Source organism: Rhodanobacter sp. UC4452_H20 (assembly GCF_052978205.1).
On sequence record NZ_CM129662.1, the window covers coordinates 429,079 to 450,301 of the forward strand.

A 21,223-nucleotide genomic window follows, 5' to 3' on the forward strand; every position below is an offset into this window, starting at 1 on the left:
CTCATTGCCCCTTGAACGCGGCCTTGCGCTTCTCCAGGAACGCGCGCGTCCCCTCGCGCATGTCCTCGGTGGAGAACATCAGCGCGAAACCCTGCGTCTCGAATTCCAGCCCCTGGTCGAGCGACGTCTCGCCACCTTGCAGCACGGCATCGAGGATGCCGGCGGCGGCCAGCGGCGCGGCGGCGGCGAGCTGGTCGACCAGCGCTTCCACGGTTTCGTCCAGCGCCTCGGGTGCCACCACGCGGTTGATGATGCCCAGTTCGTACGCGCGTTGCGCGTTGACCGGGGTGCCGGTGAGGCACAGTTCCAGCGCGGCGCTGCGCCCGGCCAGGCGCAGCAGGCGCTGGGTGCCGCCGAAGCCGGGGATCAGGCCGAGGTTGATTTCCGGCTGGCCGAACTTCGCCTTTTCGCTGGCCACGCGCAGGTGACAGGCCATCGCCAGCTCCATGCCGCCGCCCAGCGCGAAACCCTGCACGCGCGCGATCACCGGTTTGCCCAGCCGTTCGATGCTGCTCATCAGGCGCTGCCCGGCGCGCGAGAACGCCTGCGCCTGCACGCTGCTGCAGCCGCTCATCTCGCTGATGTCGGCGCCGGCCACGAACGCCTTTTCGCCGGCGCCGGCGAGCACCACCACGCGCACGGCGTCGTCCTGCGCGGCCTGGGCAAAGGCCAGCGTCAGCTCGTTGAGCGTCTGCCGATCCAGCGCATTGAGCTTGTCGGGGCGGTTCACTACGATCGTGCGCACCGCACCGCGGTTGTCGAGTTCCAGATTGCGATAGGCCATGGCCGGTTCCTGTGAGTGCAGGCCGCCGATGGTAGCAGCGGGAACCTTTGCCGATGGCGGGGTTCTCAACTCGCGTATGCATCAGCGGCACGCGTGCGGGGCCGCGATACCTCACCATGGCGGGCATGGATTCGATGGCGAAAGGCGTGACACATCTGGCGGCGTGGCTGCTGATCGGCGTGTTGCCGGGTGGCATGCTGCCGGCGCATGCGGCACAGGCTGGCGCGCCCGCGCAAGCCGCCAGCACGGCGAAACCCGACAAGGTCAAGTTGTCCTATGCGATCGGCTACCAGATCGGCAGCCGCTTCGCCGGCGGCTCGCCCGAGGTGGATCTGTCCACCCTGCAGCGCGCGATCGCGGACGCCTACGCGCGTCACCAGCCGCGCGTGCCGATTGGCGAGATGCAGGCGCAATTGCAACGCCTGCAGCAACAGATGCACAGCGACGCCCTGGCCGAGTTCAAGCGCATCGCTGCGGCGAACGCGAGCAAGAGCGCGGCGTTCATGGCGGAAAACCGCAAGAAGCCGGGCGTGGTGCAGCTGCCTTCCGGCATCCAGTACGCGGTGGTGCACCAGGGTAGCGGCACGGTGCACCCGAGCCTGACCAGCACGGTGGTGGTGAACTACCGCGGCATGCTGGTGGACGGTACCGAGTTCGACAGCACCTGGGCGCATGGCGCGCCAGCGACGATCGCGGTCGACCAGGTCATTCCCGGTTGGCGCGACGTGCTCCCGCGCATGCGCGTGGGCGATCGCTGGAAGGTGGTGATCCCCTCGCGGCTCGCATACGGCGAGGAGGGCGCGCTGCCGCGCATCGGGCCCAACGAGGCGCTGCAGTTCGTGATCGAACTGATCGAGATCAAGCCGCCGCGGGGCTGAGGGGCTGAATCCGGCCGGTGCTAACATGCGCCGACATGCCGAACGATCCCGCGCCGCAGCCAGTTCCGCCCCTGACTCCCTGTACCGGCGTGTGCCGACTGGACAGCCACGGCTACTGCATCGGCTGCCGCCGCAGCGGCGAGGAAATCGGCCGCTGGCGCGCGATGAGCGATCCCGAACGCCGCCACGTGATGGACGTGCTGCTGCCCGGTCGCCGGCCATGATGGATACCCTGGTGCAGGCGCTGCGGCCCTTGTCCGCGCCGCCCGAAGGTCCGGCCTGGAACCACGCCGAGGTGAACGAATGGCTCGGCGACCAGGCGCGCCTGCCGGCCGCCGTGCTGCTCGGCATCCGCGAAGGCGTGCAGCCGCGGCTGGTGTTTACCGTGCGCGACGCGCGCCTGCCGGCACATGCCGGCCAGGTGGCGTTTCCGGGCGGGCGCAGCGAGCCGCGGGATGCCGATGCCGTGGATACCGCGCTGCGCGAGAGCGAGGAGGAGATCGGCCTGAGTCGCGCGCTGGTGAAGCCGCTGGGTTTCCTCGATCGCTTCGAGACGATCAGCGGCTACAGCGTCACGCCGGTGGTGGCGAGCATCGCGGCCGAGGCCCGCCTGTATCCGTCGCCCGATGAAGTGGCCGAGGTGTTCGAGGTGCCGCTGACGTTCCTGTTCGACCCGGCCAACCTGCGTCGCTACACGATGGAGTTCCGTGGGCAGCAGCGGCCGATGGTGGAATTCGTCCACGCCGGACACCGCATCTGGGGCGCCACCGCCGCGATGCTTTGCAACCTGCTGGAGAGGATGGACCGCACATGAGCCTGAAAACTACCCTGATCGACGTCGACGCGTTGGCCGCGCTGACGCCACGCGACGTACTGATCGTGGATTGCCGCTTCGAGCTTTCCAACCCCGCTGGCGGCGCGCGTGATTACGCGCAGGGCCATGTGCCCGGCGCAATCTACGCCAGTCTCGATCGCGACCTGTCCGACCTGTCGCGCCAGGCCGAAGGTCTGGGCCGCCACCCGCTGCCGCTGGAGGCGGCGTTCAGCGCATTGCTGTCGCGCTGGGGCTGGCGCGACGGCATGCAGGTGGTGGCCTATGACGCCGCCGGCGGCGCGCTGGCGGCCGCGCGGCTTTGGTGGCTGCTGCGCCTGACGGGCATTCCCGCCGCGGTGCTGGATGGCGGCTGGGCCGCCTGGACGGCGGCGGGGAAGCCCGTCGAACGCGGCGAGCCCGCGCCGCGACCGTCCAGCGATGTTTCGCTGCGCTACGACGCCAGCCAGCTGCTGCTCGATCACCGGGCCGTCGCCGATGGCGCCTCGGGCCAACTGCTGGACGCGCGCGGCGCGCCGCGCTACCGCGGGGATACCGAGCCGCTGGACCGCGCCGCCGGCCACGTTCCCGGCGCGCTGAACCGCCCGTTCGCCGACAACCTCGATGCCAATGGCCACTTCAAGCCGGCGGTGCAGTTGCGTGCCGAGTTCACCGCCGTGCTCGGTGCCACCGAACCCTCGCAGGTGGTGCACATGTGCGGCTCCGGGGTCACCGCCTGCCACAACCTGCTGGCGATGGAACACGCCGGCCTGCACGGCTCGCGGCTGTACGCGCCATCGTGGAGCGGCTGGGTCAGCGACCCGTCGCGACCAGTGGCAACAGGCGAGGCGTGAGCGGAGAGGAGTGAGCAAAGAGAGTGGAAGCGGATGCTCGACCTCACTCCTCACTCCTCTTTACTCACTTCTCGCTCTTGCTCTTCAGCCGCGCCACCAGCGCCTGCAAGGTGGCCTGCGTCTCCGGGTGGAAGAACGCTTCGACGAAGTCGTCCAGCGGCAACGCGTCCAGGTCGGCGTAGGCGTTGGCGAGATCGGCGCGGGCCAGGCGGCGGGTGGTGAGCATGGCGTGCTTCGGCAGCGCCAGCAGTTCGTCCAGCCAGCGCAGCGCGCGGGTGGTGACCTGTTCGACGGCGGTGGTTTCGTCGACGAAGCCGCAAGCCAGCGCGTCGGCCGATTCGATCATGGCGCCGGCCACCAGCAGGCGCTCGGCGCGGTAGGTGCCGACCACGCGACGCAGCGCCAGCTGGATCGCCTCGGGCACGATCAGGCCGACCTGCACCTCGTTGAGGCCGATCCGGTACGGGCCGTCGGCCATCACCCGGTAGTCGCAGAACAGCGCCAGCACCGCGCCGCCGGCCGGACTGTGACCGGTGATCGCCGCGACCAGCGGGATCGGTGCGCGCGCCAGCGCGCCGCACAGGGCGAAAAATTCCCGCCAGTATTCGCGAACCCCGGCGCGGTCGCGCTGCAGCAGGGCGGGCACGTCGACGCCGGCGGAGAACAGGCCGGGCGCGCCGGACAGCACGATGCCGGGCACGTCGTCGCGCACGCTGTCGTCGATCGCCTTGCGCAGCGCCTGCAGCAGTTCCAGGTTCAGCGCGTTGACCGGCGGGCGGGCGAGCTGGATTTCACGGATGGCATGGTCGTGCGTGATGAGGTTGAGCATGATCGACTCCGTTCGGTTACTGCGGCTGTTGGTCGGCGGTCCAGCTGTAGCGCACGGCATAGCTCAGCGTGGCCTTGCCGTTGGCGGGCACTTCTACCCGGAACTCGAGCGTGTCGGCGTCCTGCTGCGCGGGCTTGCTGCTGGAGGAGACCAGCTTCCACTCGCGCCAGCGCGAGGGATGCTCGCGTACCGTCACGGTACGCGCGCTGTCGCCGGCATTGCTGAGCTCGATGCGGAAGGCCTCGTCGAGGGTGCGGCCGTCCTTGTCGACGTGGAAGCTGGTGCGCGTGCGTTCGGCACGCAGGTCGAACGGCGTGCCCAGGGTGATCGTGGCGTCGCTGCCCTTGGGCGTGTCGTTGATGCGGCCTTCACCGATGAACTGCGGCACGCCGTGGCGGTCGTGTTGGAGCACGCGCAGGTAACCGGCGGGCAGGCTGTCGAAGGCCTTCAGTTGCAGCGTGCTGACGATGGCGCCGACGCCTTGCTGGAAGTCGCGCTGGATGACAGGCTGCTGCGGCTCGAAGGCATTGCCGTTCTCCAGCAAGGTGGTGCGCTCGCAATCCATCGTGCGCGTGGCATACAGCGGCACCTGGCTGACGCTGCCGTCGGGCAGGCTCACCTTGTCGGGCAGGGTGAAGCTGCGGTAATCGCCCAGGCTGTCCTGCTGCGGCATCGCCTCGGCCTTGGCGCTGTAGCCGCGCGCCATCGCCATCATCGGGCGCGGGCCGGAATCCCTGGCCATGTTCGGCTCGCCGGCGATCAGGGTGAGCTGGGCGTCTTGCCAGTCGCGCCCGCTGCGGTTGGCGATGCTGGCGCGCGATTCGAACTGCATGCGACAGGCATTGCCCGGCTGCAGCGTCGCCACATACGCAGCGCGCCAACCCAGGCCGGCGGTGGGATAGCTGAGCACGGCGCGCGCCCGGCCGGCGCGCGCGACGTCCACGCGCAGGCTGAGGCTGGAGCCAAGCGGGAAGCTGCCGCCGTTGCTGCGCACCGCCGCGTAATCGCGCACCAGCGTGGTGCCGCTGACGCCGCTGACGCCGCGGACCAGCAGGCCGTTGCCGGCACGCAGCAACGTGCCGTTGGCCAGCGATTCGCCGTTGCTGCCCAGCACGTTGACCTCCTGTCCGACCAGACCGGACAACGCGCCGTCGTTGCCTTGCGCCAGCAACAGCCGCTGCGAGATCACCGTGGCATCGTTGTCGGGAAAGGCCAGCGCCATCGCCTCGGCGTCCAGCGCATTCGGCAAGTTGCCGATGGTCACGTCGTGGGTGCCCGCGGCCAGGGTCAGCGCGCGCTGTTCGCGCACTACCGCGTAGCCCGCGTCGACGTCGCCGCCCTGGCTGGCATACAGGGAGGGGTTGTCGCTGCGGTACAAGCTCAGTGCCGTGCTGTCGGCCGTCTGCGCGTTGGCAGTGCCGGCCAGGGCGGTGAAACAGGCGAAGGCGAGGAGGTGGCGGGCTGTCGTCATGGTGCATTCCATGGTGGGGACCGAACGGCCATCATAACGATCACGCGTGCAGCGCGCGTCGGCGGGGTGCGCGTGCGATCAGAACCGTTCAAGAACCGGCGGTCCGGATTCCCTATCGTGTCGGGAGCTTTCCCGCGAGTGACCGAGCATGCCCGCCTCCCCGACCGTCACCATCGCGCCCGCCCGCCTGCCGGAGGACATCGGGAGCGTGCGCCAACTGTTCACGGAATATGTCGACAGCCTCGGCGTCGATCTTTCCTTTCAGAATGTGGCCACGGAACTGGCGCAACTGCCCGGCAAGTACGCGCCACCAGGCGGCGTGATCCTGCTCGCGCGCGACAGTGCGGGAGCCACGCCGGGTTGCGTGGCCTTGCGCCCATGGCCGCAGCCTGGCGTGTGCGAGATCAAGCGCCTCTACGTGCGCCCGGCGGCGCGCGGGCAGGCGCTGGGGCGGCAACTGGCCGAAGCGGCGATCGCGTGGGCCGCGCGAGCCGGCTATGCGTGCATGCTGCTGGATACGCTGGCGTCGATGGCGGCGGCGCGGCAGCTTTATGTCGCGCTGGGTTTTCATCCGGTGGCGCCGTATTACGACAACCCGCTGCCCGGAACCTTGTACATGGCCCTGGACATCGATCCGCAAGTGGCCCAGGCCGCTCGGAATGCGGCGGGAGTCATGCCGAATGTCCGCGCGAATTCGCGGTTGAGATGAGCCTGGTCGCAGAAGCCTGCGTCGAGCGCCGCGTCGATGATCGGCACCTGGTTCCGCAAGAGGGCCTTGGCCTTGTGCAAGGCCAGCAGGACGTGGAAGTTGTGCAGGCTGGTGCCGGCCTGGCGGCGGAACGTGCGCGACAGGTGGCCGGCGGAAATCGCGCACGTGCGCGCGATCATCTCCACGTCGGTGTGCAGCGAAGGTCGTTCGGCCAGCAAGGCCGCGACCCGCGCGACGAGCGCTTCGCGGCCCTCGTCGCTGTTCGCGGCGGGCTGCTCGAAGCGCGAGACAAAGGACCAGCCACCGCCATCCACCGGTTCGAAGCGGTGGATCACACCCGCCGGCACCACGACGGTATCGCCGGCGACCACGTCTCTGCAGGTATCGGGGAAGCGCAGTCGTGCCCGTCCCGCCAACATCCGCACGACTTCGTCGCCGGCATGAAAATGCAGCCGGAAGCGCCAGGCATGGCGCGCGCCGGCGATCGTTTCGATCCGATGGGCGCCGGTTGCGCTGACCGTGAAGAAGGTGCGGGCGGCGGCATGCACGGACCGTTTACTCCACCGCGCGGCGGATCGCCTCTGGCAGCGGCACCGGCTTGCCGGTGGCCGGGTCCATCCAGACCATCACCACGTTGCCGTCGCAGTAAAGGGTGTCGGCCCGTTCGGCGTCGATCACCCGGTGCGCGATCGTCATCGAGCTGTTGCCCATGCGCTCGCAGAACAGCTGCACCTGCAACTGCGCGGGCCACGCGATCGGGCGGCGGTAGTTGACCTGGCTGGCGGCCATCACCGGCATGGCGTGCTCGTCGAACCACGGGCCCGGCACATGGCTGAGCCATTGCAGACGCGCCTCTTCCAGGTAGGTGAGGTAGTTGGAATTGTTGACGTGATTGAACGCGTCGAGATCGCGCCAGCGCACGCCGATGGCGGCGACGAACAGCGGCTTGCCCGCGCCGGTGTCCGTGTCGGCTGGCGACGGGTTGGGGGTGCGAGTACTCATGTGGGCTTTTTCTTTCGTCCGCGCATCGGCTTGTACTTGTCGGCCGAGGCAATGTGTTTGGTGGCGGCCTTGACCCGCGTGGTGGTACCCGGCTTTTTCGGCTTGACCGGTTTCAGGTGCGGTGCGAGGAAGTGGCCGGTGTGCGACCCGGTTGTGGCCGCCACGGTCTCCGGCGTGCCGGCGACCAGGATGCGACCGCCGCCGGCGCCGCCTTCGGGGCCGAGGTCGACCACCCAGTCGGCGGTCTTGATCACATCCAGGTTGTGCTCGATCACCACCACGGTGTTGCCCTGGTCGACCAGCTGGTGCAGCACGTCGAGCAGCTGCTCGATGTCGTGGAAGTGCAATCCGGTGGTGGGCTCGTCGAGGATGTACAGGGTGTTGCCGGTGTCGCGCTTGCTCAACTCCTTGGACAGCTTCACACGCTGCGCCTCGCCGCCGGACAGCGTGGTCGCGCTCTGGCCGAGCTTGATGTAGTCGAGGCCGACCGCACGCAGGGTGTCGAGCTTGCGCGCGATGGTCGGCACGTTCTCGAACAGCTTCAGCGCGTCTTCCACCGTCATGTCGAGCACGTCGGCGATGGTGTGGCCCTTGTACAGGATCTCCAGCGTCTCGCGGTTGTAGCGCTTGCCGTGGCAGACGTCGCAGGGCACGTAGACGTCGGGCAGGAAGTGCATCTCCACCTTGATCATGCCGTCGCCTTCGCACGCCTCGCAGCGGCCGCCGCGCACGTTGAAGCTGAAGCGGCCTGGCGTGTAGCCGCGCGAGCGCGCCTCCGGTACCTGCGAAAACATGTCGCGCAGCGGGGTGAACAAGCCGGTGTAGGTGGCGGGGTTGGAACGTGGCGTGCGGCCGATCGGCGACTGGTCGATGTCGACCACCTTGTCGAACAGTTCCAGTCCGGTCACCGACTTGAACGGCGCCGGCTGCGCGCTGGCGCCGTTGAGCTCGATCGCGGCGAGGCGGAACAGGGTGTCGTTGACCAGGGTCGACTTGCCCGAACCCGACACGCCGGTGATGCAGGTGAACAGGCCGGCCGGGATCGCCAGGTCGACCTGCTTGAGGTTGTTGCCGCTGGCGCCGTTCAGGTGCAGCCACGCGTCGTCGACAGGCCGGCGGCGTTCCTTCGGCACCTCGATCGCGCGCACGCCGGAGAGGAACTGGCCGGTCACCGAGCGCGGCGAGTCGAGCATGTCCTGCACCGTGCCCTGCGCCACGATCTCGCCGCCGTGCACGCCGGCGCCGGGGCCGATGTCGAGCACGTGGTCGGCCATGCGGATCGCGTCCTCGTCGTGCTCGACCACGATCACCGTGTTGCCGAGGTCGCGCAGGCGCGTGAGCGTGCCGAGCAGGCGCTCGTTGTCGCGCTGGTGCAGGCCGATCGACGGTTCGTCCAGCACGTACATCACGCCGACCAGGCCGGCGCCGATCTGCGAGGCGAGGCGGATGCGTTGCGCCTCGCCGCCGGAGAGCGAATCGGCCTGGCGATCGAGCGTGAGGTAGTTCAGGCCCACGTCGTTGAGGAAGGTCAGCCGCTCGCGGATCTCCTTGACGATCTTCACCGCGATCTCGCCGCGCCAGCCGCTGAGCTTCAACTCCTGGAAGAACGCCAGCGCATCATCGATCGAGCGCGCGGTGAGCGAGGGCAGCGCGTGGTCGGCGACGAACACGTTGCGCGCCGAGCGGTTCAGCCGCTGGCCGGCGCACTCGGGGCAGGGCTGGTCGCTGATGTACTTGGCCAGCTCCTCGCGCACGGCGGCGGATTCGGTTTCCTTGTAGCGTCGTTCCAGGTTCGGCACGATGCCCTCGAACGCGTGCTCGCGGGTGACCTTGCCGCCGCGCTCGGTGATGTAGCGGAAGGCAATCTGTTCCTTGCCGCTGCCGTAGAGAATGGCCTTCTGGACGTCCGCGGGAAGCTTCTGCCACGGCGCGTCGACGTCGAAGCCGTAGTGCGCGGCCAGCGACATGAGCAGCTGGAAATAGTGTGCGTTGCGCCGGTCCCAGCCGCGCACCGCGCCGTTGGCCAGCGACAGCTCCGGGTGGCCGACCACGCGCGCGGCGTCGAACACCTGGGTCACGCCCAGGCCGTCGCAGGCCGGGCAGGCGCCGATCGGCGAGTTGAACGAGAACAGCCGCGGCTCCAGTTCCGGCAGCGAGTAGTCGCAGACCGGGCAGGAATAGCGCGAGGACAGCAGCTGCTCGGGGGCGTCGGTTGCATCCATGTTGGCCAGGATTACCAGCCCGTCGCCGAGCCGCAGCGCGGTCTCGAACGATTCGGCCAGGCGCTGCTTGATGTCCTCGCGCGGGCGGAAGCGATCCACCACCACCTCGATGGTGTGCTTGATGCGCAGCCCCAGCGGCGGTACCGCATCGAGGTCGTACACCGCGCCGTCGACGCGGGCGCGCACGAAACCCTGTGCGCGCAGCTGCTCGAACACCTGCACATGCTCGCCCTTGCGCTCGCGCACCACCGGCGCCAGCAGCATGTAGCGCTGCCCGGGGTCGAGCGCGAGCGTGGCGTCGACCATCTGGCTTACCGTCTGCGCCTCCAGCGGGATGCCGTGGTCGGGGCAGCGCGGCGTGCCCACGCGGGCGTACAGCAGGCGCAGGTAGTCGTACACCTCGGTGATCGTGCCCACGGTGGAGCGCGGGTTGTGCGAGGTGGATTTCTGCTCGATCGAGATCGCCGGCGACAGGCCTTCGATGTGGTCGACGTCGGGCTTTTCCATCATCGACAGGAACTGTCGTGCGTACGCGGAGAGCGACTCCACGTAGCGGCGCTGGCCTTCGGCATAGATGGTGTCGAACGCCAGCGAGGATTTGCCCGAGCCGGACAGGCCGGTAATCACGATCAACTGGTCGCGCGGCAGGTCGAGGTCGATGTTCTTGAGGTTGTGCGTGCGTGCGCCGCGGATGCGAATGGTGTCCATGGACGCCGTATATGGGGGGGACTCATTACTATACCAAGTAGTTTGGATAGTTCACTCGACAGGAGCCGCGCCGTGCTTTCCCCCGACGCGGCGGCTGTGGCTAAATGGCGGTTCCACTCGACCGGGAACCGGCATGCACCGATGGGCAGGAATGGCGGCTGCGGCCGTGTTGGCATGGGGCGCGAGCGGCGCGGCGATGGCGGCGCAACCCAGCGCCAGGCAGGTACGCCAGCTGTTCGAGGTGATGCACCTGAGCCAGATGTTCAGCCAGATGAACACGCAGATGGCCGGCGTGATGGGCCAGGCCGTGCCCTGCGTGCCGGCGTCCTACTGGCAGGGCTTCATCGACGCGGCCGGCACCGAGCAGCTGCTGGACAGGATGGTTCCGGTCTACCAGCAGCACTTCACCGCCGCCGATGTGGCCGGCCTGCTGAAGTTCTACAAGTCCGCGCTGGGCCAGAAGGTGATCACCCAGATGCCGCAGACGATGGCCGAGGGCATGAAGGTCGGCCAGCAATGGGGGCACGAGCGCGGCGAACAGATGATCCGGGAGTTGCAGCAGAAGGGTACGCTGGACGCCACCGGCCGCTGCCCGGCCAGCCCCGCCGCCAGCGGCACCGCGCCGTCGCCGGCCGTGGCCCACTGAGCGCCGGGCGGGCGTTTCGAGGGTCTGCTCACTATTTGACCAGGCCGTGTTGCCATCGCTATAATCCGCGGTTCGCCAGACCCGCAGGGCCCTGGCGATACCCAAGAGAATAACGACAGAAGGGCATTCCCATGAGTTATGCAGTCATCAAGACCGGTGGCAAGCAGTACCGTGTGCAGCAGGGTGACGTGCTGCGCGTGGAGCTGTTGACTGCCGATGAAGGCGCCAGCGTGAGCTTCGACCAGGTGTTGCTGGTCGGCACCGGCGAGTCGGTCACCATCGGTGCGCCGGTCGTCGAGGGCGCCACCGTCAGCGCCACCGTGCGCAAGCACGGCCGTGCCGACAAGATCCGCATCATCAAGTTCCGCCGCCGCAAGCACTACAAGCGTCAGCAGGGCCATCGGCAGCATTTCACCGAAATCGAGATCACGGGCATCAACGCCTGAGCACCTGGAGCATTGAGTCATGGCACATAAAAAAGGCGTAGGTTCCAGCCGCAACGGTCGCGATTCGAACCCGAAATACCTCGGCGTCAAGGTCTACGGTGGCCAGGCCATCGAAGCCGGCAACATCATCGTGCGCCAGCGCGGCACCCAGTTCCATCCGGGCAATGGCGTCGGCCTGGGTCGCGACCATACGCTGTTCGCGCTGGTCGACGGCAAGGTCCAGTTCGCTGTCCGCGGCGACAAGAACCGCCGTTTCGTCGACGTCGTGCAGGCGTAAGCTCTTCGCGACGCGGCAACGAAGGCCCCGCTTCGGCGGGGTTTTTGTTTTTGGAGCAGGGAATAGGGAATAGGGAATGGCAAGAGCGAGGTTTCTGCAACTCCCGTACCCTACCCAGAGCGCCAGCTTTTCCTATTCCCGATTCCCGATTCCCCATTCCCTATTCCCGGCCCTCAACAATGAAATTCGTCGACGAAGCGCAAATCAAGGTCCTGGCCGGTGACGGTGGCAATGGCTGCATCAGTTTCCGGCGGGAGAAGTTCATTCCGTTCGGCGGCCCCGACGGCGGCGACGGCGGCTCGGGCGGGTCGGTGTGGCTGGTGGCCGACGAGGGCCTGAACACCCTGATCGACTTTCGCCACCAGCGCAGCTTCAAGGCGCAGCGCGGCGAGAACGGCATGGGCAGCCAGATGTACGGCAAGGGCGGCGAGGACACCACGATCCGCGTGCCGGTAGGCACCATGGTCACCAACGTCGACACCGACGAGGTGATCGGCGACCTGACCGCCCACGGCCAGCGCATGCTGGTGGCGCAAGGCGGCAAGGGCGGGCTGGGCAACATCCATTTCAAGAGTTCGGTGAACCGCGCCCCGCGCAAGGCCACGCCAGGGACGCCGGGCGAGGTGCGCGAGCTGAAACTCGAACTGCGCCTGCTGGCCGACGTGGGCCTGCTGGGGTTCCCCAATGCGGGCAAATCCACCTTCATCCGCGCGGTGTCGGCGGCGACCCCGCGGGTGGCAGACTATCCGTTCACCACCTTGCACCCGAATCTTGGCGTGGTCAGCCTGGGTACCGACCAGAGTTTCGTGATCGCCGACATCCCCGGCCTGATCGAGGGCGCTTCCGAGGGGGCGGGGCTGGGCATCCAGTTCCTGCGCCACGTGGCGCGCACCAGCCTGCTGCTGCACATCGTCGACATCGCGCCGATCGACGGCACCGACGTGGCCGATCAGGTCCGCGCGATCGAGCAGGAGTTGCAGAAGTTCAATCCGGAGTTGCTCGAGCGCCCGCGCTGGCTGGTGCTCAACAAGGCCGACGTGCTGCCGGAGGGCGAACGCCAAGCCGTGGCGCAAGGCATCGTCGACAAACTGGGCTGGACCCAACCGTGGTTCCTGGTCTCGGCGATCGCGCGTGAAAACACCATGGCAGTGTGCCAGCAGGTGCAGCGCTTCTTCGAGTCGCAACGCGAAGCCGAAGCCGAACGCACCGAGATGCTTGCCGACGACGTGCGCCTGCGCGGCGAAAAAGCCGGCGATTGAGGGCGGTCCACCTGGCTACATGCGGAACACGCCATAGCGCTGCGGCTCGATCGGGGCATTCATCGAGGCGGAGATCGCCAGTCCCAGCACCCGCCGGGTATCGGCCGGGTCGATGATGCCGTCGTCCCACAGCCGCGCGCTGGCGTAATACGGGTGGCCTTGGCGTTCGTACTGCTCGCGCAACGGTGCCTTGAACGCTTCCTCCTCCTCGGCCGACCACTCGCCGCCCTTGGCCTCGATGCCGTCGCGCTTGACCGTGGCCAGCACGCTCGCGGCCTGCTCGCCGCCCATCACGCTGATCCGCGCGTTCGGCCACATCCACAGGAAGCGGGCGCCATAGGCCCGACCGCACATCGCATAGTTGCCGGCGCCGAAGCTGCCGCCGATCACCACGGTGAATTTCGGCACGTGCGAGCAGGCGACCGCGGTGACCATCTTGGCGCCGTCCTTGGCGATGCCGGCCTGCTCGTATTTCTTGCCGACCATGAAGCCGGTGATGTTCTGCAAAAACACCAGCGGCACGTTGCGCTGGTTGCACAGCTCGATGAAGTGCGCGCCCTTGAGCGCGCTTTCGGCGAACAGGATGCCGTTGTTGGCGACGATGCCCACCGGGTAGCCGTGGATGTGCGCGAAGCCGCACACCAGGGTCTTGCCGTAGCGCGCCTTGAACTCGTGGAACTCCGAGCCGTCGACGATGCGCGCGATCACTTCGCGGATGTCGAACGGGCGGCGGGTGTCCTGCGGGATCACGCCGTACAGTTCCTCGGCCGGGTATTTCGGCTCGACCGGCGCGCGCAGCGCCAGCGGCATGTCCTTCTTCCGGTTGAGGTGGGCCACGATGTCGCGTGCGATCGACAGCGCGTGCGCGTCGTTCTCGGCAAAGTGGTCGGCCACGCCGGAAATGGACGTATGGACGTCCGCGCCACCCAGCGTCTCGGCGTCCACCACCTCGCCGGTGGCCGCCTTCACCAGCGGCGGGCCGCCGAGGAAGATGGTGCCCTGCTCGCGCACGATGATCGTCTCGTCGCTCATTGCCGGCACGTAGGCGCCGCCGGCGGTGCATGAGCCCATCACCACCGCGATCTGCGGGATGTTGAGCGAGGACATCCGCGCCTGGTTGTAGAAGATCCGCCCGAAGTGCTCCTTGTCCGGGAACACCTCGTCCTGCAGCAGCAGGAACGCACCGCCGGAGTCGACCAGGTAGATGCAGGGCAGGCGGTTTTCCAGAGCCACTTCCTGCGCGCGCAGGTGCTTCTTCACCGTCATCGGGAAATAGGTGCCGCCCTTGACGGTGGCGTCATTGGCGACCACCACCACCTCGGCGCCGTGCACGCGGCCGATGCCGGTGACGATGCCTGCGCCGGGCGCGGCGTCGTCGTACATGCCGTGTGCGGCCAGCGGCGACAGTTCGAGGAAGGGCGAACCGGGATCAAGCAGGGCGCGGATGCGCTCGCGTGGCAGCAGCTTGCCGCGGGCGACGTGCCTCTCGCGTGCCTTCGCGCCGCCGCCCTCGGCGTTGCGCGCCAGTTCGCGGTGCAGGTCGTCGACCATGGCGCGCAACTGGGTCGTGCTGCCCTGGAACTCGGGTGAGCGGGGGTCGATCTGGGTCGCGAAAACATTCATGGAGGGATTCACGGGAAGCGGGAAACGGCGGGTTGCCAAACTCTGGATCATAACCGGCGGCGGCGTGCCCCCCAAAACGGAAGGTGGCCGGCGCAGGGCAAGGCGGCTTGGTTATCAAGGGCAAAAAAAACGGCCGCACGAGGCGACCGTTTTTTCTGTTGCCGAGAGCCAGCTGGGGATCAGTGACCCTTCGCGGCGTCCTTGGCTTTCTCGGCGGCGTCCTTCGCGTTGCTGGCAGCGCTCTTGGCGGCGTCGGCAGCGTTGCTGGCCGCGTCGGCCGCGTTGCTGGCGGCATCCTTCGCCATCGACATCGCGTCATGCGAGGTGCCGGCAGCGGCCGGAGCCATCGCGGAAGCGGCGCTGGCGGCGCCGGCAGCCTGGGTGGCCGCCTCGCCCGCAGCGGAAGCGGCGGTGGCGGCCTGGCCGGCAGCCTGTTCGGTGGCCGTGTTCGGGGCCTCCGAAGCAGCCTGCTGCGCCTGGTCTGCCGCCTGCTGCGCCGTGTCCGCCGACTTCTGGGCGTCCTGCGCGGAATCCTGCGCGCCGTTGCTGCATGCCGCCAACAGCGCGACGAGCGCGGCGGCGAGTAGGGTACGCGTAAACTTCATGGGTGATCTCCTTTGCCGTGGAATGCCGTTTGGCCGTGTATTAATAGCGCTTTCGCCGGCATTGCGCCACATCTTTCATGGTGCTGCGGGCCTTGCCGGCAAAACGATTTACGCAAGCGTCAGGTGAAGGCGGCGGGATGGACGGCGCCTTGTCGTGTCAGTCGGTGCACTCCACCGCAATCGCCGTCGCCTCGCCGCCGCCGATGCACAGCGAGGCGACACCGCGACGCAATCCCCGCGTTTTCAAGGCGTTGATCAACGTCACCACCAGTCGCGCACCGCTGGCGCCGATCGGGTGGCCGAGCGCGCAGGCGCCGCCGTTGACGTTGAGCTTGTCGTGCGCAATGCCCAGCTCCTTCATCGGCGTCATCGCCACTACCGCGAATGCCTCGTTGATCTCCCACAGGTCGACGTCCTCGACCTTCCAGCCGGCTTTTTCAAGCACCTTGCGGATCGCACCGACCGGCGCGGTGGTGAACCATTCCGGCTCCTGCGAATGGGTGGCATGGGCCACGATGCGGGCCAGCGGTTTCAACCCGCGGCTGGCCGCGTCGTCGGCGGACATCAGCACCACCGCGGCAGCGCCGTCGGAGATGCTGGACGAGCTGGCGGCGGTGACGGTGCCGTTCTCCTTGCGGAACGCGGGCTTGAGCGTGGGCACCTTGGCGATGTCGGAGCGGCCGGGCTGCTCGTCGGTGTCGACCAGCACGTCACCCTTGCGACCGCTGACCGTGACCGGGACGATTTCGTCGGCGAACGCACCGCTCGCCTGGGCTGCCTTGGCGCGATTGACCGATTCGATCGCGTAGGCGTCCTGTTCCTCGCGGGTGAAGTGGTACTTGTCGGCGCAGGATTCGGCGAACACCCCCATCGACTTGCCGTCGTAGGGGTTGGTCAGGCCGTCCCAGGCCATGTGGTCGACCAGTTGGCCATCGCCGTAGCGGATGCCGGTACGCGCCTGCACCATGTGCGGTGCATTGGTCATCGACTCCATGCCGCCGGCCACCACCACGCTGGCCGAGCCGGCCTTGATCAGGTCGTGGCCGAGCATGATCGCCTTCATGCCCGAGCCGCACACCTTGTTGATCGTGGTGCAGCCGGTGCCGGCCGGCAGATCGGCGGCCAGCGCCGCCTGGCGCGCGGGGGCCTGGCCCAGGTTGGCCGGCAGCACGCAGCCCATGATCACCTCGCTGACCTCGGCCGGAGCCACGCCGGACTGCTTCAGCGCCGCGCGGATCGCGGTGGCGCCGAGCTTCGGGGTGGGCACGCCGGTGAACTGGCCGAGGAAGGAGCCGATGGCGGTGCGCCTGGAACCGGTGATGACGATGCTTACGTCCGACATGATGACACTCCGCTGGGGTACTGAAAGGTGGCAATCGACGGGCAAATGCCCGGAATGAACCTCTGGATTATCGCAGTGCGCTCCCGGCGACGGCAAATGGCCCCGGCAGTAGACGAAGCGCACATATCGGCGCGTTTTTCATGACATTTGTTGTGCGAAGATACGCCGATCCGGGGGGATACTACTGCCGCGATCGAGCGTTGGCGGTCGGCGTGCTGAACGAGACGGGAGAAGGGACATGAGCAGGACTGTGGCGGGAATGCGTCGACGCAACGTCGCCTTGGTGACGGCCTTGGCGTTTGCACTGGGTGCTTGCGGCGGTGGCGGCGGCATGGTCAAGGCGCCGCCGGTCACTCCATCCGGGCCGCCACCCGCTCCGCCGCCGGCACCACCACCGGCACCGCCGCCGGCCGATCAGCCGCCGATCGACGCCCAGCTAGGTCTCACCAACACCTACGCCGCACACAGCAAGGGCTTCACCGGCGCCGGCATCACCTTGGGCATCGTCGACAGCGGCATCATGCGCAGCAATCCGACCGTGGCCGGTCGGGTCACGCAGGAGCTGATCTACGTCGACCCGACGCTCAACAACACCTCCATCGACGACGTGGTCGGGCACGGCACCTGGGTATCGGAGATTGCCGCCGGCGCGGCTTTCGACAAGTTCCCGGGCGGCATCGCCCCCGGGGCCAAACTGGTATCGGCGCGCATCATCAGCGACACCGAGCCGACCGACGACGGTTCGGGCCAGGGCAACAAGGTCACCGCCGCCGACGCGGACTTTTTCGCGCAGACCCTGAACCCGGCGCTGATCAATGCCGGCGTGCAGGTGATGAACAATTCATGGGGCGGCATCTACTGGGATACCACCGACGCCTCGATCAACCAGGCTTTCGCTGCCGCCTATCGACCCTTCGTGGTGCAGCACGGCGGCCTGGTGGTGTTCGCCGCGGGCAACGAATCCAGGGCCGATCCCAGCGACATCGCCGCCTTGCCCACGCTGTCGCCCGATCTGGAGCAGGGCTGGCTGGTCGCGGTGGCGCTGGACAGCCTGCACCCGACTCAGCTGGCCAGTTATTCCAACGCCTGCGGCAAGGCGATGGACTACTGCCTGGCCGCGCCGGGCGACGTGATCGTGCTGGACAAGGATGCAACGGCCAGCACGACGAGCCCGGATTACTGGATCGTCAAGGGCACCTCGTTCGCTGCACCGGAAATCTCCGGCGCCGCAGCCGTGGTGTGGCAGGCGTTCCCGTACTTCACCAATGATCTGGTGCGGCAGACCCTGCTCGGCACCGCCGACGATCTCGGCGCCGCCGGCCCGGACCCGGTCTTCGGCTACGGCGCGTTGAACGTCGGGCGGGCGGTCGACGGCCCGGCGAAGTTCAACTGGGGCGACGTCACCGTCAGCTTTACCGGCAGCTCCAACTGGAACAACCCGATCTCCGGCGCGGGCGGCCTGATCAAGCAAGGCACCGGCACGCTCAACCTGACCCAGGCGGCCAGCTACACCGGCATGACCCAGGTGCTGGGCGGCACGCTCACGGCGAAGTCGCTGGGCGGCAGCGTCAACATCGGCACCGCCGGCACGCTGAGCCAGACCCACGATATCGGCGGCAACGTGGGCAATGCCGGCGTGCTGGCCGTGGCCGGCGGCGACGTCAACGTGGCTGGGAACTACACCCAGCAGAGCAGCGGGCGACTGGCGCTTTCGCTGGGTTCGGCATTGCGCGTGACCGGCACCGCCACGCTCAACGGCGGCGACCTGTACGTCACCGGCTACGACTCCGGCTACACGGTCAACACGCACACCGACGTGCTCACCGCGACCGGCGGCCTCACCGGGACGTTCAGTGCGCTGAACAAGGCATCCAACGTCACCTTGCTCACCGCCACGCTCAATTACGACGGCAACAACGCCTGGCTCAACGTGACCCAGGTGCAAGCCACGGCCGTGCAGGGGATGGGCTATACCGCCGCGTCCTACGGTGCGGCCCAGCGCGTGCAGACGGCATTCGACCAGATCAACACCCAACTGGGTCCGGCGGCGCCGTCGGGGATCGCGCCGGCATCGCTGGGCTTCATCGAGGGCGCCGGCAACCTGCAGCACACGCAGGGCATCCCGGCGCTGCAGAATTCGCTGGAGAGCCTGTCCGGCCAACTGCACGCGGCCAGTGCCGCGATGACGCTGGAGGCGATCAACGCCGGCACGCGCGCGTTGTCGGATCGTTTCGATACGCTGGTCGACAACCCTCAGCCCGGTGGCTGGACGCAGAACCTCGGCTATCACGGCGACCTGTCGCGCAGCGGCTACAGCAACGTCGGCGTCGATCTCAGTGGCTGGCTGGTCGGCCAGGATTACCGGTTCGGCGGCGGCAATGCGGTGGCTGGTTACGCGATCAGCCAGAGCGAGGGGCTGGGCCGGCTGGCCGGCAGTGCCGACCAGGGCCGCAGCCACGCGCTGGAAGGCATGCTGTACGGCGGCATCATCCACGGCTCGTGGTACACCATGGGCCGCTTCGGGCTTGGCAGCTATCGCGAGATGATGCGTCGCCAGGTGCAACTGGGCAACCAGGTCACCGGCGTGGCCAGCAACGTCAATGGCCGCTACGGCGTGGCTTATGGCGAGAGCGGTTACCGCCTTGCGCTGGGTCGCACCGAGCTGACGCCGTACGTCGACATGCAGTACGCCCAGCTGCAACGCGATGGCTTCAATGAGGTCGGCGCCTATGGCTTCGGACTGAAGTCGGGAGCGCAGACCACCGCCCTGTGGCAGGCCGGCCTGGGCGTGCGCGCCACGCGCACGTGGGCGCTGGCGCATGGCGGCAGCCTCAGCCTGCGCACGCGCCTGCTGTGGCAGCAGAGTTTCGGCCTGCGTGGCGAGTGGGTCGACGCCAGCTTCAGCGGCGTCAACCAGTTTGCCCCGGTCGGCGGCATCGGGCTGGCGCGCTACGGCAGCGTGCTTGGCACCACGCTGGACTGGCAAATGAGCCCGGCGGCCAGCCTGCAGTTGGGTTACGACCGCTACGCCGGCCAGCACCAGCAGGGCCAGACCGGCACCATCAGCTTCAACTGGACGTTCTGAAACGCGCGAGTCATGCGTGATGAAAAGGCCCGCGTCGCGCGGGCCTTTTCATGTCTGGCGCCTTCCCTCGGCGCCTTGCTTCATGCCTTGCCGTGGAAGAGTTCGCGGCCGATCAGCATGCGGCGGGATTCGGTTCGATGTGCCGGCGCCGATGCCTTTGTCGGCGCATGTGGTTCATGCCTTGCCGTGGAACAGCTCGCGGCCGATCAGCATGCGGCGGAATTCGGTTCGATGTGCCGGCGCCGATGCCTTTGTCGGCGCATATGGTTCATGCCTTGCCGTGGAACAGTTCGCGGCCGATCAGCATGCGGCGGGATTCGGTTCGATGTGCCGGCGCCGATGCCTTTGTCGGCGCATGTGGTTCATGCCTTGCCGTGGAAGAGTTCGCGGCCGATCAGCATGCGGCGGGATTCGGTTCGATGTGCCGGCGCCGATGCCTTTGTCGGCGCATATGGTTCATGCCTTGCCGTGGAAGAGTTCGCGGCCGATCAGCATGCGGCGGATCTCGTTGGTGCCGGCGCCGATCTCGTACAGCTTGGCGTCGCGCAGCAGGCGCCCGGCGGGGAACTCGTTGATGTAGCCGTTGCCGCCGAGGGTCTGGATGGCCTCCAGCGCCACCTGCACCGCGTTGACCGAGGCGTTGAGCAGGCACGCGGCCGGGTCGATGCGCGACTTGACGCCGTTGTCGAACTGCTGCGCGACCATGTAGGCAAAGCCGCGCGAGGACTGCAGCCGCGTGTACATGTCGGCGATCTTCGCCTGCATCACGCCGAACGTGCCGATCGGCGCGTTGAACTGCTTGCGCTCGCGCACGTAGGGCAGGGCAAGGTCCAGCGATGCCTGCATCAATCCGATCGGGCCGCCGGAGAGCACCAGCCGCTCGGTGTCCAGGCCGCTCATCAGCACACGTACACCCTCGTTGACCTCGCCGACGATGTTCTCCTCGGGGATCGCGCAATCCTCGAACACCAGCTCGCAGGTGTTGGAGCCGCGCATGCCCAGCTTGTCCAGCTTCTGCGCGGTGTGGAAGCCCTTCATGCCTTTCTCGACGATGAAGGCGGTCATGCAGCGGCTGCCGGCGACGCGCGGCGCGGTGCGCATGTAGACCAGCAGCACGTCGGCGTCCGGGCCGTTGGTGATCCACATCTTGTTGCCGTTGGCGACCCAGGCGTCGCCCTTCTTCTCGGCCTTGCAGCTCATCGAACCGACCACGTCCGAGCCGGCGCCCGGCTCGCTCATCGCCAGCGCGCCGACGTACTCGCCCGAACACAGCTTCGGGATGTACTTGCGCCGCTGCGCCTCGTTGCCGTTGTGGAAGATGTTCTGCACGGCGAGATTGGAGTGCGCGCCGTAGGACAGGCCCACCGAACCGGAAGCGCGCGAGATCTCCTCCATCGCCACCATGTGCGCGAGGAACCCCATGCCGCTGCCGCCGTATTCGGCGGGAATGGTCACGCCGAGCAGCCCCATCTCGCCGAACTTCTTCCACAGGTCGGCGGGGAACAGGTTGTCGCGGTCGATGCGGTCGGCGCGCGGGGCGATCTCCTTCTCCGCGAACGCATGCACGGATTCGCGCAACAGGTCGATGTCTTCTCCGAGCGGGAACGGGCGCATGGTGGTTCCTTGGGTGCGAGCTGCTGATTTTAGCGCACGCGGCACCGCCTGGCCCGTG

Annotated in this window: 19 protein-coding genes and 1 pseudogene; 10 read left to right on the forward strand and 10 right to left on the reverse strand. The window is 67.8% G+C overall.

Features of this window, described 5'->3' with window-relative positions:
- Window position 1: 1 nt before the first annotated feature.
- Complete coding sequence (locus ACVCMC_RS01935) at window positions 2-784, reverse strand: enoyl-CoA hydratase/isomerase family protein (protein ID WP_447098481.1); 783 nt, start codon at window positions 782-784, stop codon at window positions 2-4.
- A 116-nt stretch (window positions 785-900) separates the two neighbouring features.
- On the opposite strand from ACVCMC_RS01935, the gene ACVCMC_RS01940 reads away from it, so the two are divergent.
- The 4 genes from ACVCMC_RS01940 to ACVCMC_RS01955 are packed head-to-tail and all read left to right on the forward strand — an operon-like array spanning window position 901 to window position 3,327.
- Entirely contained in the window at window positions 901-1,662 is a 762-nt protein-coding gene (locus ACVCMC_RS01940; RefSeq protein ID WP_447098482.1) for an FKBP-type peptidyl-prolyl cis-trans isomerase, read from the forward strand.
- Between the two features lie 35 nt (window positions 1,663-1,697).
- Window positions 1,698-1,886: a DUF1289 domain-containing protein gene (locus ACVCMC_RS01945; RefSeq protein WP_395119548.1), complete on the forward strand. Its 189-nt coding sequence runs from the start codon at window positions 1,698-1,700 to the stop codon at window positions 1,884-1,886.
- Window positions 1,883-2,476, forward strand: a complete 594-nt coding sequence (locus ACVCMC_RS01950) for an NUDIX hydrolase (RefSeq protein ID WP_395119547.1) — start codon at window positions 1,883-1,885, stop codon at window positions 2,474-2,476. The genes ACVCMC_RS01945 and ACVCMC_RS01950 overlap by 4 nt, the downstream gene beginning before the upstream one ends.
- The gene (locus ACVCMC_RS01955) at window positions 2,473-3,327 is read left to right on the forward strand and encodes a sulfurtransferase (RefSeq protein WP_447098483.1); all 855 of its coding nucleotides are present in this window, start codon (window positions 2,473-2,475) and stop codon (window positions 3,325-3,327) included. The genes ACVCMC_RS01950 and ACVCMC_RS01955 overlap by 4 nt, the downstream gene beginning before the upstream one ends.
- Window positions 3,328-3,391: 64 nt before the next feature.
- On the opposite strand, the gene ACVCMC_RS01960 is transcribed toward ACVCMC_RS01955, so the two are convergent.
- Together ACVCMC_RS01960 and ACVCMC_RS01965 are read right to left on the reverse strand one after the other, a co-directional pair.
- Window positions 3,392-4,156 (reverse strand): enoyl-CoA hydratase/isomerase family protein, encoded by a 765-nt coding sequence (locus ACVCMC_RS01960; RefSeq protein ID WP_447098484.1) that lies wholly within the window; start codon window positions 4,154-4,156, stop codon window positions 3,392-3,394.
- Between the two features lie 16 nt (window positions 4,157-4,172).
- Window positions 4,173-5,627: a DUF4139 domain-containing protein gene (locus tag ACVCMC_RS01965; RefSeq protein WP_447098485.1), complete on the reverse strand. Its 1,455-nt coding sequence runs from the start codon at window positions 5,625-5,627 to the stop codon at window positions 4,173-4,175.
- Between the two features lie 148 nt (window positions 5,628-5,775).
- Here ACVCMC_RS01965 and ACVCMC_RS01970 point away from each other — a divergent pair, with 148 nt between their 5' ends.
- Window positions 5,776-6,336, forward strand: a complete 561-nt coding sequence (locus ACVCMC_RS01970) for a GNAT family N-acetyltransferase (protein WP_395119543.1) — start codon at window positions 5,776-5,778, stop codon at window positions 6,334-6,336.
- Here the strand turns inward: ACVCMC_RS01970 and ACVCMC_RS01975 are convergent.
- The 3 genes and pseudogenes from ACVCMC_RS01975 to uvrA form a co-directional block, all read right to left on the reverse strand.
- Window positions 6,327-6,884: pseudogene (locus tag ACVCMC_RS01975) on the reverse strand (helix-turn-helix domain-containing protein); the annotation flags it as partial. The gene ACVCMC_RS01970 and the pseudogene ACVCMC_RS01975 overlap by 10 nt on opposite strands.
- A gap of 7 nt (window positions 6,885-6,891) precedes the next feature.
- Window positions 6,892-7,338 (reverse strand): acyl-CoA thioesterase, encoded by a 447-nt coding sequence (locus ACVCMC_RS01980; RefSeq protein ID WP_447098486.1) that lies wholly within the window; start codon window positions 7,336-7,338, stop codon window positions 6,892-6,894.
- Window positions 7,335-10,268 carry an excinuclease ABC subunit UvrA gene (gene uvrA / locus ACVCMC_RS01985; protein ID WP_447098487.1) on the reverse strand — a complete coding sequence of 978 codons (2,934 nt, stop codon included), beginning with the start codon at window positions 10,266-10,268 and terminating at the stop codon, window positions 7,335-7,337. Before uvrA ends, ACVCMC_RS01980 begins: the two co-directional genes overlap by 4 nt.
- A 151-nt stretch (window positions 10,269-10,419) precedes the next feature.
- Between uvrA and ACVCMC_RS01990 the strand changes: the two genes are divergently transcribed.
- From ACVCMC_RS01990 to cgtA, 4 genes are all read left to right on the forward strand, one after another.
- Window positions 10,420-10,914 (forward strand): DUF2059 domain-containing protein, encoded by a 495-nt coding sequence (locus ACVCMC_RS01990; protein WP_447098488.1) that lies wholly within the window; start codon window positions 10,420-10,422, stop codon window positions 10,912-10,914.
- Window positions 10,915-11,045: 131 nt separating this feature from the next.
- Complete coding sequence (gene rplU, locus ACVCMC_RS01995; RefSeq protein WP_395119539.1) at window positions 11,046-11,360, forward strand: 50S ribosomal protein L21; 315 nt, start codon at window positions 11,046-11,048, stop codon at window positions 11,358-11,360.
- A gap of 19 nt (window positions 11,361-11,379) precedes the next feature.
- A complete protein-coding gene (gene rpmA / locus ACVCMC_RS02000) occupies window positions 11,380-11,637 on the forward strand; it encodes a 50S ribosomal protein L27 (protein ID WP_395119538.1) in 258 nt (85 codons plus the stop codon).
- Between the two features lie 179 nt (window positions 11,638-11,816).
- Window positions 11,817-12,896: an Obg family GTPase CgtA gene (gene cgtA, locus ACVCMC_RS02005; protein ID WP_447098489.1), complete on the forward strand. Its 1,080-nt coding sequence runs from the start codon at window positions 11,817-11,819 to the stop codon at window positions 12,894-12,896.
- A 15-nt stretch (window positions 12,897-12,911) separates the two neighbouring features.
- Here the strand turns inward: cgtA and ACVCMC_RS02010 are convergent, their stop codons facing one another.
- From ACVCMC_RS02010 to ACVCMC_RS02020, 3 genes are all read right to left on the reverse strand, one after another.
- Window positions 12,912-14,519, reverse strand: coding sequence for a carboxyl transferase domain-containing protein (locus ACVCMC_RS02010; protein ID WP_447098490.1), 1,608 nt, complete (start codon window positions 14,517-14,519; stop codon window positions 12,912-12,914).
- A gap of 179 nt (window positions 14,520-14,698) precedes the next feature.
- A complete protein-coding gene (locus tag ACVCMC_RS02015; RefSeq protein ID WP_395119535.1) occupies window positions 14,699-15,124 on the reverse strand; it encodes a hypothetical protein in 426 nt (141 codons plus the stop codon).
- 157 nt (window positions 15,125-15,281) lie between these two features.
- Window positions 15,282-16,466 (reverse strand): thiolase family protein, encoded by a 1,185-nt coding sequence (locus ACVCMC_RS02020; RefSeq protein ID WP_395119534.1) that lies wholly within the window; start codon window positions 16,464-16,466, stop codon window positions 15,282-15,284.
- 238 nt (window positions 16,467-16,704) lie between these two features.
- Between ACVCMC_RS02020 and ACVCMC_RS02025 the strand changes: the two genes are divergently transcribed.
- Complete coding sequence (locus ACVCMC_RS02025; protein WP_447098491.1) at window positions 16,705-19,551, forward strand: S8 family serine peptidase; 2,847 nt, start codon at window positions 16,705-16,707, stop codon at window positions 19,549-19,551.
- 456 nt (window positions 19,552-20,007) lie between these two features.
- Here the strand turns inward: ACVCMC_RS02025 and ACVCMC_RS02030 are convergent, their stop codons facing one another.
- Window positions 20,008-21,165 (reverse strand): isovaleryl-CoA dehydrogenase, encoded by a 1,158-nt coding sequence (locus tag ACVCMC_RS02030; protein ID WP_395119532.1) that lies wholly within the window; start codon window positions 21,163-21,165, stop codon window positions 20,008-20,010.
- Window positions 21,166-21,223: the final 58 nt, after the last annotated feature.

Coding starts and splice junctions, on each gene's coding strand:
- ACVCMC_RS02010 (WP_447098490.1), bottom strand. CDS start 14,519: ATGAATGTTTTCGCGACCCAGATCGACCCCCGCTCACCCGAGTTCCAG.
- rpmA (WP_395119538.1), top strand. CDS start 11,380: ATGGCACATAAAAAAGGCGTAGGTTCCAGCCGCAACGGTCGCGATTCG.
- ACVCMC_RS01970 (WP_395119543.1), top strand. CDS start 5,776: ATGCCCGCCTCCCCGACCGTCACCATCGCGCCCGCCCGCCTGCCGGAG.
- cgtA (WP_447098489.1), top strand. CDS start 11,817: ATGAAATTCGTCGACGAAGCGCAAATCAAGGTCCTGGCCGGTGACGGT.
- ACVCMC_RS02030 (WP_395119532.1), bottom strand. CDS start 21,165: ATGCGCCCGTTCCCGCTCGGAGAAGACATCGACCTGTTGCGCGAATCC.
- ACVCMC_RS01965 (WP_447098485.1), bottom strand. CDS start 5,627: ATGACGACAGCCCGCCACCTCCTCGCCTTCGCCTGTTTCACCGCCCTG.
- ACVCMC_RS01990 (WP_447098488.1), top strand. CDS start 10,420: ATGGCGGCTGCGGCCGTGTTGGCATGGGGCGCGAGCGGCGCGGCGATG.
- ACVCMC_RS01935 (WP_447098481.1), bottom strand. CDS start 784: ATGGCCTATCGCAATCTGGAACTCGACAACCGCGGTGCGGTGCGCACG.
- ACVCMC_RS02015 (WP_395119535.1), bottom strand. CDS start 15,124: ATGAAGTTTACGCGTACCCTACTCGCCGCCGCGCTCGTCGCGCTGTTG.
- ACVCMC_RS01940 (WP_447098482.1), top strand. CDS start 901: ATGGCGGGCATGGATTCGATGGCGAAAGGCGTGACACATCTGGCGGCG.
- ACVCMC_RS01950 (WP_395119547.1), top strand. CDS start 1,883: ATGATGGATACCCTGGTGCAGGCGCTGCGGCCCTTGTCCGCGCCGCCC.
- ACVCMC_RS01945 (WP_395119548.1), top strand. CDS start 1,698: ATGCCGAACGATCCCGCGCCGCAGCCAGTTCCGCCCCTGACTCCCTGT.
- ACVCMC_RS01955 (WP_447098483.1), top strand. CDS start 2,473: ATGAGCCTGAAAACTACCCTGATCGACGTCGACGCGTTGGCCGCGCTG.
- rplU (WP_395119539.1), top strand. CDS start 11,046: ATGAGTTATGCAGTCATCAAGACCGGTGGCAAGCAGTACCGTGTGCAG.
- ACVCMC_RS02020 (WP_395119534.1), bottom strand. CDS start 16,466: ATGTCGGACGTAAGCATCGTCATCACCGGTTCCAGGCGCACCGCCATC.
- ACVCMC_RS01960 (WP_447098484.1), bottom strand. CDS start 4,156: ATGCTCAACCTCATCACGCACGACCATGCCATCCGTGAAATCCAGCTC.
- ACVCMC_RS02025 (WP_447098491.1), top strand. CDS start 16,705: ATGAGCAGGACTGTGGCGGGAATGCGTCGACGCAACGTCGCCTTGGTG.
- uvrA (WP_447098487.1), bottom strand. CDS start 10,268: ATGGACACCATTCGCATCCGCGGCGCACGCACGCACAACCTCAAGAAC.
- ACVCMC_RS01980 (WP_447098486.1), bottom strand. CDS start 7,338: ATGAGTACTCGCACCCCCAACCCGTCGCCAGCCGACACGGACACCGGC.